This is a genomic window from Curtobacterium sp. ISL-83, from assembly GCF_018613895.1.
In the GTDB taxonomy this organism is placed as follows: domain Bacteria; phylum Actinomycetota; class Actinomycetes; order Actinomycetales; family Microbacteriaceae; genus Curtobacterium.
The window spans coordinates 47,369-61,537 of record NZ_JAGGPH010000005.1 but is presented as its reverse complement, the minus strand read 5'-3'; the positions used below and the strand labels follow the sequence as shown (position 1 = coordinate 61,537).

Here is a 14,169-nt window from a genome sequence, read left to right as displayed (position 1 = left end):
GAATCCCGCTGGGGTCACCACCACGACACCCCCGACGAGCTCCGGCTCGGCGGGGGTGTCGTCGTTCCGGCGCCCGGCGTCCGCCGCCCGGCATCCCACGTCTGGTCCGCTGCTCGAGCCGCTTCGCGGGTGCTCGTTCCGGTTCCGCTAGCATGACCAGGTCGTCAGACCCGGCAGTGGGGCCTGCCGGACCCGACCGCAGCACCGTCTGCCGACGGTCCCTCTCCCGAGAACATCGCACGTGCGACGTCGGTCCGACGTGCTCGGCGAGAGGAGGACCACGTGGCAGGAACCCGTCCGGAGCGGTCGGGAGCGGTCGACCCCGGTGACGTCCCCTTCGATCCCGCCGTCGACCACGCCGGGGCACGGCCCGTACGACCGCCCTACCTGCGATGGCGTTTCCTCGGGCTCGTCGCGGTCGGGGGTGCGCTGGGCACCGCCGTCCGCGCGCTCCTGGCCAGCTGGTTGCCCGCCGTCGACGGGCTCAGCTGGACGATCCTCGTGATCAACGTCGTCGGTGCGTTCTGCCTCGGGCTCCTGCTCGAGGCGCTCGCACACCGGGGCCCGGACGAGGGGGGACGGCGGACGCTCCGACTGCTCGTCGGCACGGGTGTGCTCGGCGGGTTCACGACGTACAGCACGCTCGCCGACGACACCGCACAACTGCTCGACGCCGGGCGGTGGGCGGCCGGCATCGGCTACGCCCTGCTCACGGTCGTCCTGGGTCTGGCCGCCGTCGTCGCCGGGCTCTGGGTCGCGTCGCTCGTCCGTCCGGAGGGGGACCGCCGGTGAACCCGCTCGAACTGCTGGTCGTCGCCGTCGGCGGAGGGGTGGGCGCGGCGCTGCGCTTCCTGGTCGACGGACTCGTCAAGGCGCGCGTCCGTGCCTTCCCGGTCGGCACGGTGCTCATCAACGTGTCCGGATCACTGGTCCTCGGGGTCCTCACGGGCCTCGGCCAGGCGGGCACGATCCCGCTCCCGACGGTGGCCGTGCTCGGCACGGGCATGATGGGTGGGTACACGACGTTCTCCACTGCGAGCGTCGAGACCGTCCAGCTCCTCCGATCCGGCAAGCCCGGACTCGCCGTCCTGAACGGCCTCGGGATGCTCGTCGTCTCGGTCGGCGCAGCCGCGCTCGGCCTCTTCATCGGAAGGAACTCATGACCTCGGAACGCCCCGGCGAACTCGTCCTCGTCCGTCACGGAGAAACGGAGTGGTCGAAGAGCGGGCAGCACACCGGCCGCACCGACATCCCGCTCACCGACAACGGTGTCGAGCAGGCCAAGCGTGCCGGGAAGTTCCTGGCCGACCGCTCCTTCGCGCTGGCGCTGTCCAGCCCGTTGCAGCGAGCCCGCGAGACCGCGCGGCTCATCGGCGTCGACCCCGAGATCGACGAGGACCTGTACGAGTGGGACTACGGCGCGTACGAGGGGCTCACCACTCCGCAGATCAAGGTGCTCCGGCACGGTCCGTGGGACCTCTGGACCGACGGCGTACCGGCTGGTGACACGCCCGGCGAGAACGCCGCGGAGGTCCGGGTCCGCGTCGAGCGGATCCTGAACCGTGCGCGTCCCGTCCTCGCCGAGGGTCAGGACGCCGTCGTCGTCGCGCACGGCCACGTCCTGCGCGCGCTCGGTGCCGCCTGGATCCGGCTCGCCCCCCAGGACGGCGCGGTGCTGAAGCTTGGGACCGCCTCCGTGAGCGTCCTCGGCTACGAGCACGGGCGCCCGGTCATCGACACCTGGAACATCCAGCCGGGGGAGTGACCGTCCCGGTCGCCCCCCGCTGCAGGCATCGCGCCCCGACCCGTCGGTGTGCGTCGTGCGCAGCGGGGTGCGTCGCGCGCAGCGGCCCGGTCCGGTACGTGCCCGCGGACGGGAGGCACGTGGCGGCGCCGCCACGTGCCTCCCGTCCGCCCCTGGTGCTGTTCCGACCCCTCAGACGGTGCGGATGGCGCTCGTCGCACCGAGCGCACGACCCCGACGCCGCTCGATCGCCCGGCCCACGGCCAGCAGCCCCACGCTCACCCCGGCGCCGAGGGCCGTCTGCGCGATCCGGTCGAGCGCGAGGAGCCCCGGGGCCTCGGGCAGGCTCAGCCACGACACGGCGAGCGCCAGGGGAGTCAGGAACAGCAGCGTCACCGCGTAGTTCCGCGCGACGAAGATCTCGGCGAAGAACTGCCCGACGACCGCGATCAGGACGATCCACCACGCCGACGGCTCGAGCAGCAGGATGCCGACCGCGATGACGGTGCCGCCGATGGTGCCGACGAAGCGCTGCACCACACGCAGCACGGTGTGCCGCTGCCGGATCGCGGGCAGGGTCGACACGAGCGCGATCACCGCCCAGTAGGGGTGACCCAGCCCGGGGATGGCCTCGGCGACCGCTCCGGCCACGAGCGCGCCGACGACGTTGAGCCCCACCGTCTCCCAGAGCGCGGCGGAACGCAGGATGGCGAGCGACCGGTGCTTCCGCGGGGCGATGGGGCGGAAAACGCCGGGTGCGTGCGGGTGAAGGACCAGGCGGATCACGGCTCCGGACATCGCGACGAGCCACGCCCACGCCACCGAGCAGACGATGATCGTCGCGACGAGCGGGACGTCGGCGGGGTGCAGGGGCACGAGCGCGGACACGACGAAGGCGAACACGGGGAAGATCGGCTGTGCCGGGATGGTCTGCAGCGTGCTCAGGGTGCCGATCGCGACGACCAGGACGACGACGAGTCCGACGGCCTGCAGCCAGAGCGGTGACCCGAGGAGCGAGACCCCGATCCCGGCGAACATGCAGAGCGCCTGCAGTACCCCGGCGACGCCCGTGGTGAGCGCGCGCTGCCGGTAGGGCTCGGCCGCGCCGAAGATCGCGGTGAAGCCGGCGAACATGGCGAAGGCCGCGTACCCGGGCATCCCGAGGGCGATGAGCAGCGCGAGCGGCGCGCCGCCGGCGATCGCTGCGCGGGCTGCGCCCTCGAAGTTGGTGGTCCGGGTCGAGTGCGCAGGTGTCGTCATGTCACCTCCATCTTCCCACCGCGACAGGTGTCGGGGAGTCGAGCCGGGCCTCCAGGCGGGGTCCACGATTGGTATACCAATGGTAGGGTCGTCGCAACGCCGCGACCAGCGGCGCCATCGGACACGAGGACGAGAGGCACGAGCACATGGGAAAGACGCTCGCCGAGAAGGTGTGGGACGACCACGTCGTGGTCAAGGGTGAGGACGGGAACCCGGACCTCCTCTACATCGACCTCCACCTCGTGCACGAGGTGACGAGTCCGCAGGCGTTCGACGGCCTGCGCCAGGCCGGCCGACCCGTCCGCCGTCTCGACCTCACGATCGCGACCGAGGACCACAACACGCCGACGCTCGCCATCGACCGGCCGATCGCCGACCCGACGAGCCGCACGCAGATCGAGACCCTGCGTCGCAACTGCGCGGAGTTCGGGGTCCGGCTGCACTCCCTGGGCGACAAGGAGCAGGGCATCGTGCACGTCGTCGGGCCGCAGCTCGGCCTGACCATGCCCGGCATCACGGTCGTCTGCGGTGACTCCCACACGAGCACCCACGGCGCGTTCGGTGCGATGGCGTTCGGCATCGGCACGAGCGAGGTCGAGCACGTCCTCGCGACGCAGACGCTGCCACTGAAGCCGTTCAAGACGATGGCGATCACGGTCGAGGGGACCCTGCGGCCGGGCGTCACGGCGAAGGACATCATCCTGGCCGTGATCGCGAAGATCGGCACCGGCGGCGGGCAGGGCTACGTGCTCGAGTACCGCGGCTCGGCGATCCGGGCGCTCTCGATGGAGGGCCGGATGACGATCTGCAACATGTCGATCGAGGCCGGTGCCCGCGCCGGCATGGTCGCCCCCGACCAGACCACCTACGACTACGTGCAGGGCCGCGACCACGCGCCCACCGGGCAGGACTGGGACGACGCCGTCGCGTACTGGGAGACGCTCGCCACCGACGACGACGCGGTCTTCGACGCCGAGGTCTTCATCGACGCCGACGACCTCGAGCCGTTCGTCACCTGGGGCACGAACCCGGGCCAGGGCGTCTCGCTGTCCGAGTCGGTCCCGTCGCCGTCGAGCTACAGCGACCCGAACGACCAGGCCACGGCGCAGCGCGCGCTCGAGTACATGGACCTCGTCCCGGGCACCCCGATGAAGGACATCGCCGTCGACGCGGTCTTCATGGGGTCGTGCACGAACTCGCGCATCGAGGACCTGCGGGCCTTCGCCTCGGTCATCCAGGGCCGCACCAAGGCCCCGGGCGTGCGCGTCATGGTCGTGCCGGGGTCGGCACGGGTGCGCCTCGAGGCCGAGGCCGAGGGGCTCGACAAGATCATCACGGACTTCGGTGCCGAGTGGCGCTTCGCCGGGTGCTCGATGTGCCTCGGCATGAACCCCGACCAGCTCGCACCGGGGGAGCGCTGCGCCTCCACCTCGAACCGAAACTTCGAGGGCCGCCAGGGCAAGGGCGGCCGGACGCACCTCGTGTCGCCGCTCGTCGCCGCCGCGACCGCGATCCGCGGGACGCTGTCCAGCCCGTGGGACCTGGCGACCGACGACGCGATCGCGTCCGTGACGGACGACGAGAAGACCGCGACCACCTCGACCGCCGAAGGGGCGAACTGATGGACAAGATCACCACCGTCACCGGGATCGCGGCACCGCTCAAGCGATCCAACGTCGACACCGACCAGATCATCCCCGCCGTCTACCTCAAGCGCGTGACGAAGACCGGCTTCGAGGACGCCCTGTTCTCCGGCTGGCGCCAGGACCCCGACTTCGTGTTGAACCAGCCCGCCTACCAGGGCGCTGCGGTCCTGGTGGCCGGCCCCGACTTCGGCACGGGGTCGAGCCGTGAGCACGCCGTCTGGGCCCTCCGGGACTTCGGGTTCCGTGTCGTCGTCTCCTCCCGGTTCGCCGACATCTTCAAGGGCAACGCGGGCAAGCAGGGCCTCGTCACGGCGATCGTCACGGAGCCGGACGTCGAACGTCTGTGGGCCGCGATCGAGGCGACCCCGGGGATCGAAGCGACCGTGGACCTCGAGACGCAGCGCGTGTCGATCGGGGATGTGGACGTCCCCTTCGAGATCGACGCTTACACTCGTTGGCGGTTGATGGAAGGGCTCGATGACATCGGGCTCACCCTCCGTGACGAGACCTCGATCACGGAGTTCGAATCCCGCCGCTCCCGTTGGCGGCCGAAGACATTGCCGGTGAAGTAGTGAACTCTCTCGTACAGGACGCAGCAGCCGCAGGGGCGCGCGTGGGCCTCAAGTCGGACGAGATCGTCATCCGCGGGGGCAAGCCGCTCGTGGGGCGCATCGAGGTCCGCGGGGCGAAGAACCTCGCGACGAAGGCCATGGTGGCGTCGCTGCTGGGGGACACCCCGTCGATCCTCAAGGACGTCCCGGACATCTCCGACGTCAAGGTCGTCCGCGGCCTGCTCGAGGTGCACGGCGTGCGCATCACCGATCCTGCACGAGGCGAACTCATCCTCGACCCGTCCCGCGTGGAGTCGGCGCACTTCGCCGAGATCGACGCGCACGCCGGGTCGAGCCGCATCCCGATCCTGTTCTGCGGCCCGTTGCTGCACAAGCTCGGCGAGGCGTTCATCCCCGACCTGGGTGGCTGCCGCATCGGTGACCGGCCGATCGACTTCCACCTCGACGCCCTCCGGGCCATGGGCGCCGTCGTCGACAAGCAGCTCAGCGGCATCCACCTGACGGCGCCGAACGGCCTGAAGGGCGCGGAGATCGAACTCCCGTACCCGAGCGTCGGCGCGACCGAGCAGGTCCTGCTGTCGGCGACCCTGGCCGAGGGCGTCACCGAGCTCCGGAACGCGGCGATCGAGCCCGAGATCATGGACCTCATCGCGATCCTGCAGAAGATGGGCGCGATCGTCACGGTCGAGCCGAACCGCACGATCTTCATCGAGGGCGTCGAGTCCCTGCGCGGCTACACCCACCGTGCGATCAACGACCGTAACGAGGCCGCCAGCTGGGCCTCGGCGGCGCTCGCGACCAACGGCGACATCTTCGTCGAGGGCGCGAAGCAGCAGGAACTCATGACGTTCCTCAACGTCTTCCGGAAGGTCGGCGGCGGCTTCGACATCCAGGAGGACGGCATCCGGTTCTACCGGGAGCGCGAGGTCCTGCGGCCCGTCGTCATCGAGACCGACGTCCACCCGGGGTTCATGACGGACTGGCAGCAGCCGCTCGTCGTGGCGCTGACCCAGGCCGAGGGCCGCAGCGTCGTCCACGAGACCGTGTACGAGAACCGCTTCGGCTTCACGGACGCCCTCAACGAGATGGGTGCCGACATCGTCGTGCACAAGGAGGGACTGCCCGGTCACGACCGGCGTGTCGCCCGCCGCCCGTTCGAGCAGGCCGCGGTCATCACCGGCCCGACGAAGCTGCACGGTGCGAACGTCCGCGTGCCGGACCTCCGCGGCGGCTTCAGCCACCTCATCGCGGCGCTGACCGCCGAGGGCGAGTCCCGGATCACCAACGTCGGCATCATCAGCCGGGGCTACGAGCACTTCATCCCGAAGCTGCGGAAGCTCGGCGCCGACTTCGACTTCGCAGGGTAGTCGCGGTGTCGTCTTCGCAGTCGGGCGACGGCCTGGAGGCGCGGCGCGGCTCCGACCTGCAGGTCACCACCGGTACGCCGGTGCCGGGACGGCGCTGGAAGCGCGGTGAGCTGAACGTCGCGTTCCGCATCGTCGCGTCGATCGTGATCCCGACCTTCCGGTTCTCCGCGCGCTACCACTGGCACGGCCCGAACCGGATCCCGGCCGAGGGCGCGTTCGTGCTCGCGCCGAACCACTTCACGAACATCGACCCGCTCGTCGTCGGCACCGCGGTGTGGATCAGCAAGCGGTCGCCGCGGTTCCTGGCGAAGGCCTCGCTGTTCCGGGTGCCCGTCGTCGGCAAGCTCATGTCGGGCATGGGGCAGATCCCCGTCGAGCGCTCCGGCCGGACACGGCTGAACGACCCGCTCTCCGGCGGGAAGTCGCTGGTCGACGGCGGCGGCGCCGTGATCGTCTACCCCGAGGGCACGCTCACCCGCGACCCCGACCTCTGGCCGATGCGTGGCAAGACCGGCGCGGTGCGGATCGCGCTCGAGAACGACGTGCCGATCATCCCGATGGCCCACTGGGGCACGCAGAAGATCATGGCGCGGTACTCGAACAAGCTGCGGCTGTTCCCGCCGTCGCGCGTCGACGTGATCGTCGGCGACCCCGTCGACCTGTCGGCGTACCGCGGTCGACCGATCGACCAGGCGATGCTCGTCGAGGCGACGGCGCTCGTGATGGACCGCATCACCGCACTGCTCGAGGAGCTCCGCGGCGAGAAGGCACCCGAGACCCGCTGGGACCCGGCGGCGAACAACCAGAAGGAGACCGGCCGGTTTGAGTGACCTCCGACCCCGCGACGACCGACCAGACCCCGTGAGCGCCGCCTCCGGAGCCTTCGACACCGCCGCGATCCGCGTGGTGATGCAGACGACCGACAAGCCCCGGGTGGCGGTGATCGGTGCCGGGAGTTGGGGCACCACCTTCGCCAAGGTCCTCGCCGAGGGCGGGGCCACCACCGTCCTCTGGGCCCGACGTCCCGAAGTCGCGCGGGAGATCACCGAGACGAAGCGCAACTCGGACTACCTGCCCGGCATCAACCTGCCGCGGACGATGACGGCGTCCACCTCCCTGGCCGCCGTGCTCGACGGCGCGTCGCAGGTGTACGTCTCCGTACCGTCCCAGACGCTCCGGTCGAACCTCGCCGCGATCCGCGCCCTGCTCGGGCCGGACGTCCCCGTCGTCAGCCTGATGAAGGGCGTCGAGAAGTCGACCGGCCTGCGGATGAGCGAGGTCCTGCACGAGGGGCTCGGTATCGACCGGGACCGGATCGCCGTCGCGAGCGGGCCGAACCTGGCGCTCGAGATCGCCCGGCGTCAGCCGACGGCCGCGGTGGTGTCGTCGAGTTCGCTCGAGACGGCCACGGCGGTGGCAGCCGTGGCGACGAACCCCTACTTCCGCTCGTTCATCAACACCGACGTCATCGGCACGGAGTTCGGCGGGGTGTTGAAGAACCTCATCGCGGTCGCCATCGGCATCGTCGACGGCGTCGGGTACGGCGAGAACACGAAGGCGTCGATCATCACCCGCGGGCTCGCGGAAATGACGGAGTTCGCGGTGTCGCTCGGTGCGCAGCCGTCGACACTGTCCGGGCTGGCCGGGCTCGGGGACCTCATCGCGACCTGCCAGTCGCCGCTGTCCCGCAACAACACCGCGGGTCGGCTGCTCGGGCAGGGCTACCGCTTCGACGAGGTCGTCCGCCAGATGAACCAGACCGCGGAGGGCCTGGCGTCGGTCGGTCCGATCCTCGAGCTGGCCGCGGCGAACGGCGTCGACATGCCCATCGTCAGCCAGGTCGGGGAAGTCCTCGCCGGTAGGCTCGATCCGCGCAACATCGCGCCGCACCTCACCGAGACCGACGAGCCCCAGGGCGAGTGACCGGTCCGGGCACGACGAACCAGGGGAAGCCCATGCCCACGACGCCCACGCCCAGCACCACCACCGTCGCCGTGCTGTTCGGCGGGCGCTCCAGTGAGCACGAGATCAGCTGCGTGACCGCCGGCGGGATCATGAACGTCATCGACCGGACCGAGTACGAGATCGTGCCGATCGGCATCACCCGGGACGGCTCGTTCACGCTGCAGCAGGACGACCCCGAGCAGTGGACGCTGCGCGACGGGGCCCTGCCCACCGTCCCGGACAACGGCACCCGGGTCGCCTTCCCGACCTCCCCGGCGTCGAACGCCCTGGTGGTCTCGCACCCCGACGGCACGACCTCCAGCATCGCGATCGACGTCGTGTTCCCGATCCTGCACGGCCCGTTCGGCGAGGACGGCACGATCCAGGGCCTGCTCGAGATCGCGGGCCTGCCGTACGTCGGCGACGGTGTGCTCGCCAGCGCCCTGGCGATGGACAAGCACGTCGCAAAGGCCGTCCTCGAGCACGCCGGGCTGCGGGTCGCGCCGTGGACGACGGTGCTCCGCCGCGAGTGGGCGGCCGACCCGGTGGACGTCGCCGAGACGATCGCGGCCCACGGGTGGCCCCTGTTCGTGAAGCCCGCCCGCGCCGGTTCGAGCATGGGGGTGTCCCGGGTCGACGACCCGTCGCAGCTGGGTGCCGCCATGGACCTCGCGTTCGAGCACGACTCGAAGGTCATCGTCGAGCCGCGGGTGATCGGCCGCGAGATCGAGGTCGCCGTGCTCGAGGGCCGCGACGGTGTCCCGCGCACGAGCCTGCCCGGCGAGATCGTGGTGGCCGAGGACGGCTTCTACGACTTCGCGTCGAAGTACCTCGGCGGCGACGAGTCGCTGCGGTGCCCGGCACCCCTGACCGAGGCCGAGACCGACGAGATCCGGTCGATCGGTGCCCGCGCGTTCGAGGCGATCGGCGGCGCGGGTCTGGCGCGCGTCGACTGCTTCCTGACCGACGACGGGTTCGTGGTGAACGAGGTCAACACCATGCCGGGGTTCACGCCGCTGTCGATGTACCCGCGCTGCTGGGCGGCCTCCGGTGTCTCCTACCCGGAGCTCGTGACCGAGCTCATCGAGCTGGGGCGCACGGCCGTCCGCTGACCGCTGCGGCCGCGCGCGAGCCCGCCTGCGCTGCCCGGTGGGGGCTCAGCCCTGCACGTCGGACGGGTCGAGGCACTTGTGGCCGTCCTTCGGCAGGGTCGACACCGCGTCCCCGACGTCCTGCAGGACCTGGCTCGTGGTCTTCGTGGCGTCGATGACGACCTGCACCGCCGGCGTGCGTCCGAACGTCGTGTAGACGATCCGGTCGCCACGAGGGTCGCGGATCCAGTCGACCGAGCCCTGCGTAAAGCACGGCAGGTCCGAGACCGTGGGGACGGCGACACCGCAGTGGTACAGCGCGACCGCGGGATCGCCCCATGCCGCGGTGGACTGCGCGTTCGTGTTCCGGAGCGCGAAGGTCGACCCGACGACGGACGGCAGGCGCACCTGCGCGGCGGCGCAGGCGGCGGCGTTCGCGGACGGGGCCGGGCTCATCGCGACGGCGTTCGTGCAGCCCGTCAGCCCGGCGGCGAGGGCGATCACGACCCCCACGATCGCGAGGCGGCGGGCGGGGCGGCGAACGGTGTCCATCGACGTCCAGGCTACCGTTCTCGTGTGGACGCGACGCACGACGACGCTTGGGCCGGACCGACCGTGGGGGAGCTCGGCGAACTCGCCGTCCTCGACCGCATCACCCGCAGGCTCCCGACCGGCAGTCCCATCGTCGGGCCGGGCGACGACTGCGCCGTCGTGGCAGCTCCCGACGCCCGGTTCGTCCTGACGACGGACATGATGGTGCACGGTCCGGACTTCCGCTGGGCCTGGTCCTCACCGACGGACGTCGGGTGGAAGGCCGCCGCGACGAACCTCTCCGACGTCGCGGCGATGGGCGCCGTGCCCACCGGGATGGTCATCGCGCTCGCCGCACCGCAGGACACCCCCGTCGCCGTGTTCGAGGCCTTCGCCGACGGCGTCCGAGCGGCGGTGGAGGCGCTCGCACCCGGATGCGGGGTCGTCGGTGGTGACCTGTCCACGTCGGCCACCTTCACGGTCGCCGTGACGGCGTTCGGCGACCTCCAGGGCCGGGCGCCGGTCCTCCGCTCCGGAGCCCGGCCCGGTGACGTGCTGGCGGTGTCGGGGGAACTCGGCCGCGCGGCACGGGGCCTCGGCCGGCTCTTCCAGCACGGCGTGGACGACGCGGGGGAGCCGTCCCGCGCGGCGACGGTCGCGAGCGGTGCGGACGTCGACCCGGACGTCCAGCGCCAGCGGCGGCCGGTCCCGCCGATCGCCGACGGCCGGCTCGCCGCGATCGCCGGCGCGACGGCGATGCTCGACCTGTCGGACGGGCTGGCCATCGACGCGGGCCGACTCGCCCGCGCCAGCGGGGTGACGCTCGACCTCGACGACCCCGACGACCTCGACGACGGGGGCGGCGCACTCGGCGACCTCGGCCCCGTCATGCTGCACGGCGGCGAGGACCACGGCCTCCTGGCGACGTTCCCGTCGGACGTGCCGCTGCCCGGTGGGTTCCGGCGGATCGGTGTCGTGCGACCCCGCGGCGGCGCCGACCTTGTGCGTGCGGACGTGCCGGTCCCGACGACGGGCTGGGACCCCTACGCCGACTGGGACGGTGCTGCGGGCTGAGCCGGACGCGCGCGCGGCGTCAGTCGGAGAGGACGGCCTCCCACGCCAGGGTGTCGCCGTAGCTGCGCTTGCTGAAGGCCTCGAGCCCCGCGGGCCACGACGGCTCCGGGGACCGCTTGCTCCGCTCGACGACGACCACGGCGTCCTGCGTCAGTCGGGGCACGAGCGCCTCGAGCACCTCGGCGATCTCGTGCTCGGTGACCTCGTACGGCGGGTCGATGAAGACCAGGTCGAAGGTCCGCACGGTGCCCCGCAGGAAGCCGAGCGCCGGCTGCGCGTGGACGTCGATCCGCACGTTCGGGACCTGCTTCTTCACGAGCCGGGCGTTCTCGCGGCAGGCCGTCGCGGCAGCCGAGGCACGGTCGACCAGGACGACCTCCACCGCACCGCGCGATGCGGCCTCGAGCCCGAGGGCGCCCGTGCCCGCGTACAGGTCCGCCACCGCGGTGTCGTCGATCAACCCGCGTGCCTCGAGCGACGAGAACAGCGCTTCGCGCACCCGGTCGCTCGTCGGGCGGGTGCCGGACTTCGGCACGCGCAGCGTCGTGGAGCCGGCGGCACCGGCGATGATGCGGGTCATGGAGCCACCGTAGCGGGCTGGGCGACGCCATCCTGGGTTCTCCACAGGCGGTCTGGAGGCACGCAGCACGTCGGTCCCGCCGGGTACCGTTGTCGCGTGGTCACCCCCGGAACCCCCGCCGCGCCGGCCGCGCCCGACCTCGGGCCCGCGCCCCTCGACGCGCGACTGGCGAACGTCCTCGGCGGGCGGACGGCGAGCGCGGTCGAGAAGGCCTTCGGGTACCGGACGGTCGGGGAGTTCCTCGAGCACGCACCCCGTCGGTACGCCGAGCGCGGGGCACTCACCGCGCTCGACTCGCTCGCGATCGGCGAATCCGTGACGATCGTGGCCGAGGTCGTCGACGTCCGCGAACGCTCGATGCGACAGCGCCGGGGCTCCATCCTCGAAGTGAAGATCGGTGACGGCAAGGGGCTGCTCACCCTGACGTTCTTCAACCAGGCGTGGCGCTCGAAGGACCTCGTCCCGGGGGCCCGCGGGGTCTTCGCCGGCAAGGTCGGCGACTACCGGGGCGCCCGGCAGCTGGCGCACCCCGACTACGAGCTGTTCGACCGTGACGACCCGCGCGCGACGGCCGACCCCGGGTCGGAAGAAGCCATCCGGTGGTCCCGCCAGCCCATCCCGATCTACCCCGCGACCTCGACGCTGTCGTCGTGGCAGATCGCGAAGTCGATCGGGATCCTGCTCGACACCCTGCCCGACGTGCCGGACCCGGTCCCGGCGGCGGACCGGACACGCCTCGACCTCGTGCCGTTCCGGCGTGCGCTCGAACTCCTGCACCGCCCCGAGAAGGTGGCGGACTTCAAGCGTGCGCAGGACGCTCTGCGCTACCGCGAGGCGTTCGTCCTCCAGACCGCGCTGGTGCAGCGTCGTCTGGCCGCGCGCGCCACCGCCTCGACGCCGCGGACCGCATCGCCCGGCGGGATCCTCGAGCGCTTCGACGCCTCGCTGCCGTTCACCCTGACCGACGACCAGCGTGCCGTCGGTGCCGAGATCGCCGACGACCTCGCCGGCAGCTGGCCGATGCACCGCCTCGTGCAGGGCGAGGTCGGTTCCGGCAAGACCCTCGTGGCGATCCGGGCGATGCTCACGGTGGCCGAGTCCGGCGGCCAGTCGGCCCTGATCGCCCCGACCGAGGTCCTCGCCGCCCAGCACCTCCGCTCGATCGTGAAGTTCCTCGGACCGGACCTGGCGGCCGAACTGCGCCCGGTGATCCTCACGGGCTCCCAGTCCACCGACGAACGTCGGCGCGCGCTGTTGGCGGCGGTGTCGGGCAGCTCCCGCCTGGTGGTCGGCACGCACGCGCTCCTGGGCGACCGGGTCGACTTCGCCGAACTCGGGCTCGTGGTCGTGGACGAACAGCACCGGTTCGGCGTCGAACAGCGTGAAGCCCTCCGGACGAAGGGCGTGACGCCCCCGCACGTGCTGGTCCTCACGGCGACGCCGATCCCGCGGACCGTCGCGATGACGGTCTTCGGCGACCTCGACGTGTCGACGATCACGGGCCTCCCGTCCGGACGCGCCGGTGTGGAGACCTTCACGGTGCCGCTCGCCGAGCACCCCGGGTGGGAGTCCCGGATCTGGAGCCGCATGGCAGAGGAACTCGCGAGCGGCCGACAGGCCTTCGTCGTCTGTCCCGCGATCGACGACGCCCACGCCGAGGACGACGGGGAGCCCGCGCCGGACGCCGAGGACGACACGCCGAAGCGGGCACCGGCGACGGTGCTCGCCACGGCCGAGCGGATGCGCGCGATGCCGGTGCTCGAGGGACGGCGGATCGAGGTCCTGCACGGGCGGATGAGCGCGGACGAGAAGGACCGCGTGATGACGTCCTTCGCCGCCGGCACCATCGACGTCCTCGTGGCCACCACGGTGATCGAGGTCGGCGTGGACGTGCCGAACGCCTCGGTGATGGCCGTGCTGGACGCCGACCGGTTCGGCGTCTCGCAGCTCCACCAGCTCCGCGGCCGGATCGGGCGCGGGCAGTGGCCCGGGGTGTGCCTCCTCGTGACCACCGCCGAGGCCGACACGACGTCCCGGGAGCGGGTCGACGCGGTGTCGGCGTCCGACGACGGGTTCGAGCTCGCGCGTGTGGACCTCGAGTTGCGGCGCGAGGGCGACGTCCTCGGCGAGCGGCAGTCCGGCGGTCGGTCCTCGCTCAACCTGCTGCGCGTCGTCCGCGACGCAGAGGTGATCATCGACGCCCGGGGCGCTGCCGAGCGGGTGCTCGGCCCCGACCCGCACCTCGAAGGCCACCCGGCGCTGCGCGAGGCCCTCGCGCGCCGCCTCGACGAGTCCGACGCGGCGTTCCTCGGCAAGAACTGACCCGGCGGCCGGACCGCGCTCGCACCCTGACCACCGTC

Annotated in this window: 14 protein-coding genes; 11 read left to right on the top strand and 3 right to left on the bottom strand. The window is 71.9% G+C overall.

Annotation, left to right across the window (positions count from 1 at the left end):
- The first annotated feature begins 282 nt into the window (after nt 1-282).
- Genes J7E22_RS03685 through J7E22_RS03675 form a run of 3 tightly spaced genes read left to right on the top strand, consistent with a single transcriptional unit; the run spans nt 283 to nt 1,765 of the window.
- Nucleotides 283-792 carry a CrcB family protein gene (locus J7E22_RS03685; RefSeq protein ID WP_214979037.1) on the top strand — a complete coding sequence of 170 codons (510 nt, stop codon included), beginning with the start codon at nt 283-285 and terminating at the stop codon, nt 790-792.
- On the top strand, nt 789-1,163 hold the full coding sequence (gene crcB, locus J7E22_RS03680) for a fluoride efflux transporter CrcB (RefSeq protein ID WP_214979036.1): 375 nt from the start codon (nt 789-791) through the stop codon (nt 1,161-1,163). The genes J7E22_RS03685 and crcB overlap by 4 nt, the downstream gene beginning before the upstream one ends.
- Nucleotides 1,160-1,765, top strand: a complete 606-nt coding sequence (locus J7E22_RS03675; RefSeq protein ID WP_214979034.1) for a histidine phosphatase family protein — start codon at nt 1,160-1,162, stop codon at nt 1,763-1,765. Before crcB ends, J7E22_RS03675 begins: the two co-directional genes overlap by 4 nt.
- Nucleotides 1,766-1,936: 171 nt before the next feature.
- Here J7E22_RS03675 and J7E22_RS03670 read toward each other — a convergent pair whose 3' ends face one another.
- Nucleotides 1,937-3,004, bottom strand: coding sequence for an FUSC family protein (locus J7E22_RS03670; protein ID WP_214979033.1), 1,068 nt, complete (start codon nt 3,002-3,004; stop codon nt 1,937-1,939).
- 146 nt (nt 3,005-3,150) lie between these two features.
- Here J7E22_RS03670 and leuC point away from each other — a divergent pair, with 146 nt between their 5' ends.
- From leuC to J7E22_RS03640, 6 genes are all read left to right on the top strand, one after another.
- Complete coding sequence (gene leuC, locus J7E22_RS03665; RefSeq protein ID WP_214979031.1) at nt 3,151-4,626, top strand: 3-isopropylmalate dehydratase large subunit; 1,476 nt, start codon at nt 3,151-3,153, stop codon at nt 4,624-4,626.
- Nucleotides 4,626-5,222, top strand: a complete 597-nt coding sequence (gene leuD / locus J7E22_RS03660) for a 3-isopropylmalate dehydratase small subunit (RefSeq protein ID WP_214979028.1) — start codon at nt 4,626-4,628, stop codon at nt 5,220-5,222. Before leuC ends, leuD begins: the two co-directional genes overlap by 1 nt.
- On the top strand, nt 5,222-6,589 hold the full coding sequence (gene murA, locus J7E22_RS03655; protein ID WP_214979025.1) for a UDP-N-acetylglucosamine 1-carboxyvinyltransferase: 1,368 nt from the start codon (nt 5,222-5,224) through the stop codon (nt 6,587-6,589). The genes leuD and murA overlap by 1 nt, the downstream gene beginning before the upstream one ends.
- Before the next feature lie 5 nt (nt 6,590-6,594).
- A complete protein-coding gene (locus J7E22_RS03650) occupies nt 6,595-7,419 on the top strand; it encodes a lysophospholipid acyltransferase family protein (RefSeq protein ID WP_308159139.1) in 825 nt (274 codons plus the stop codon).
- Nucleotides 7,420-7,498: 79 nt separating this feature from the next.
- On the top strand, nt 7,499-8,512 hold the full coding sequence (locus J7E22_RS03645; protein ID WP_214979092.1) for an NAD(P)H-dependent glycerol-3-phosphate dehydrogenase: 1,014 nt from the start codon (nt 7,499-7,501) through the stop codon (nt 8,510-8,512).
- Nucleotides 8,513-8,544: 32 nt separating this feature from the next.
- Nucleotides 8,545-9,645 carry a D-alanine--D-alanine ligase family protein gene (locus J7E22_RS03640; protein ID WP_214979022.1) on the top strand — a complete coding sequence of 367 codons (1,101 nt, stop codon included), beginning with the start codon at nt 8,545-8,547 and terminating at the stop codon, nt 9,643-9,645.
- A 45-nt stretch (nt 9,646-9,690) separates the two neighbouring features.
- On the opposite strand, the gene J7E22_RS03635 is transcribed toward J7E22_RS03640, so the two are convergent.
- A complete protein-coding gene (locus J7E22_RS03635) occupies nt 9,691-10,176 on the bottom strand; it encodes a DUF3515 family protein (protein WP_214979019.1) in 486 nt (161 codons plus the stop codon).
- Nucleotides 10,177-10,200: 24 nt separating this feature from the next.
- On the opposite strand from J7E22_RS03635, the gene thiL reads away from it, so the two are divergent.
- A complete protein-coding gene (thiL, locus tag J7E22_RS03630) occupies nt 10,201-11,229 on the top strand; it encodes a thiamine-phosphate kinase (RefSeq protein ID WP_214979016.1) in 1,029 nt (342 codons plus the stop codon).
- Between the two features lie 19 nt (nt 11,230-11,248).
- Here thiL and rsmD read toward each other — a convergent pair whose 3' ends face one another.
- Nucleotides 11,249-11,809, bottom strand: a complete 561-nt coding sequence (rsmD, locus tag J7E22_RS03625; protein ID WP_214979013.1) for a 16S rRNA (guanine(966)-N(2))-methyltransferase RsmD — start codon at nt 11,807-11,809, stop codon at nt 11,249-11,251.
- A 96-nt stretch (nt 11,810-11,905) separates the two neighbouring features.
- On the opposite strand from rsmD, the gene J7E22_RS03620 reads away from it, so the two are divergent.
- Nucleotides 11,906-14,131, top strand: coding sequence for an ATP-dependent DNA helicase RecG (locus J7E22_RS03620; RefSeq protein ID WP_214979010.1), 2,226 nt, complete (start codon nt 11,906-11,908; stop codon nt 14,129-14,131).
- The last annotated feature ends 38 nt before the right edge of the window (nt 14,132-14,169 follow it).

What these genes read in the sequence shown, in the direction of transcription:
- J7E22_RS03675 (WP_214979034.1), top strand. Translation starts at nt 1,160, where the DNA reads ATGACCTCGGAACGCCCCGGCGAACTCGTCCTCGTCCGTCACGGAGAA.
- J7E22_RS03670 (WP_214979033.1), bottom strand. Translation starts at nt 3,004, where the DNA reads ATGACGACACCTGCGCACTCGACCCGGACCACCAACTTCGAGGGCGCA.
- leuC (WP_214979031.1), top strand. Translation starts at nt 3,151, where the DNA reads ATGGGAAAGACGCTCGCCGAGAAGGTGTGGGACGACCACGTCGTGGTC.
- leuD (WP_214979028.1), top strand. Translation starts at nt 4,626, where the DNA reads ATGGACAAGATCACCACCGTCACCGGGATCGCGGCACCGCTCAAGCGA.
- J7E22_RS03645 (WP_214979092.1), top strand. Translation starts at nt 7,499, where the DNA reads ATGCAGACGACCGACAAGCCCCGGGTGGCGGTGATCGGTGCCGGGAGT.
- J7E22_RS03640 (WP_214979022.1), top strand. Translation starts at nt 8,545, where the DNA reads ATGCCCACGACGCCCACGCCCAGCACCACCACCGTCGCCGTGCTGTTC.
- J7E22_RS03635 (WP_214979019.1), bottom strand. Translation starts at nt 10,176, where the DNA reads ATGGACACCGTTCGCCGCCCCGCCCGCCGCCTCGCGATCGTGGGGGTC.
- rsmD (WP_214979013.1), bottom strand. Translation starts at nt 11,809, where the DNA reads ATGACCCGCATCATCGCCGGTGCCGCCGGCTCCACGACGCTGCGCGTG.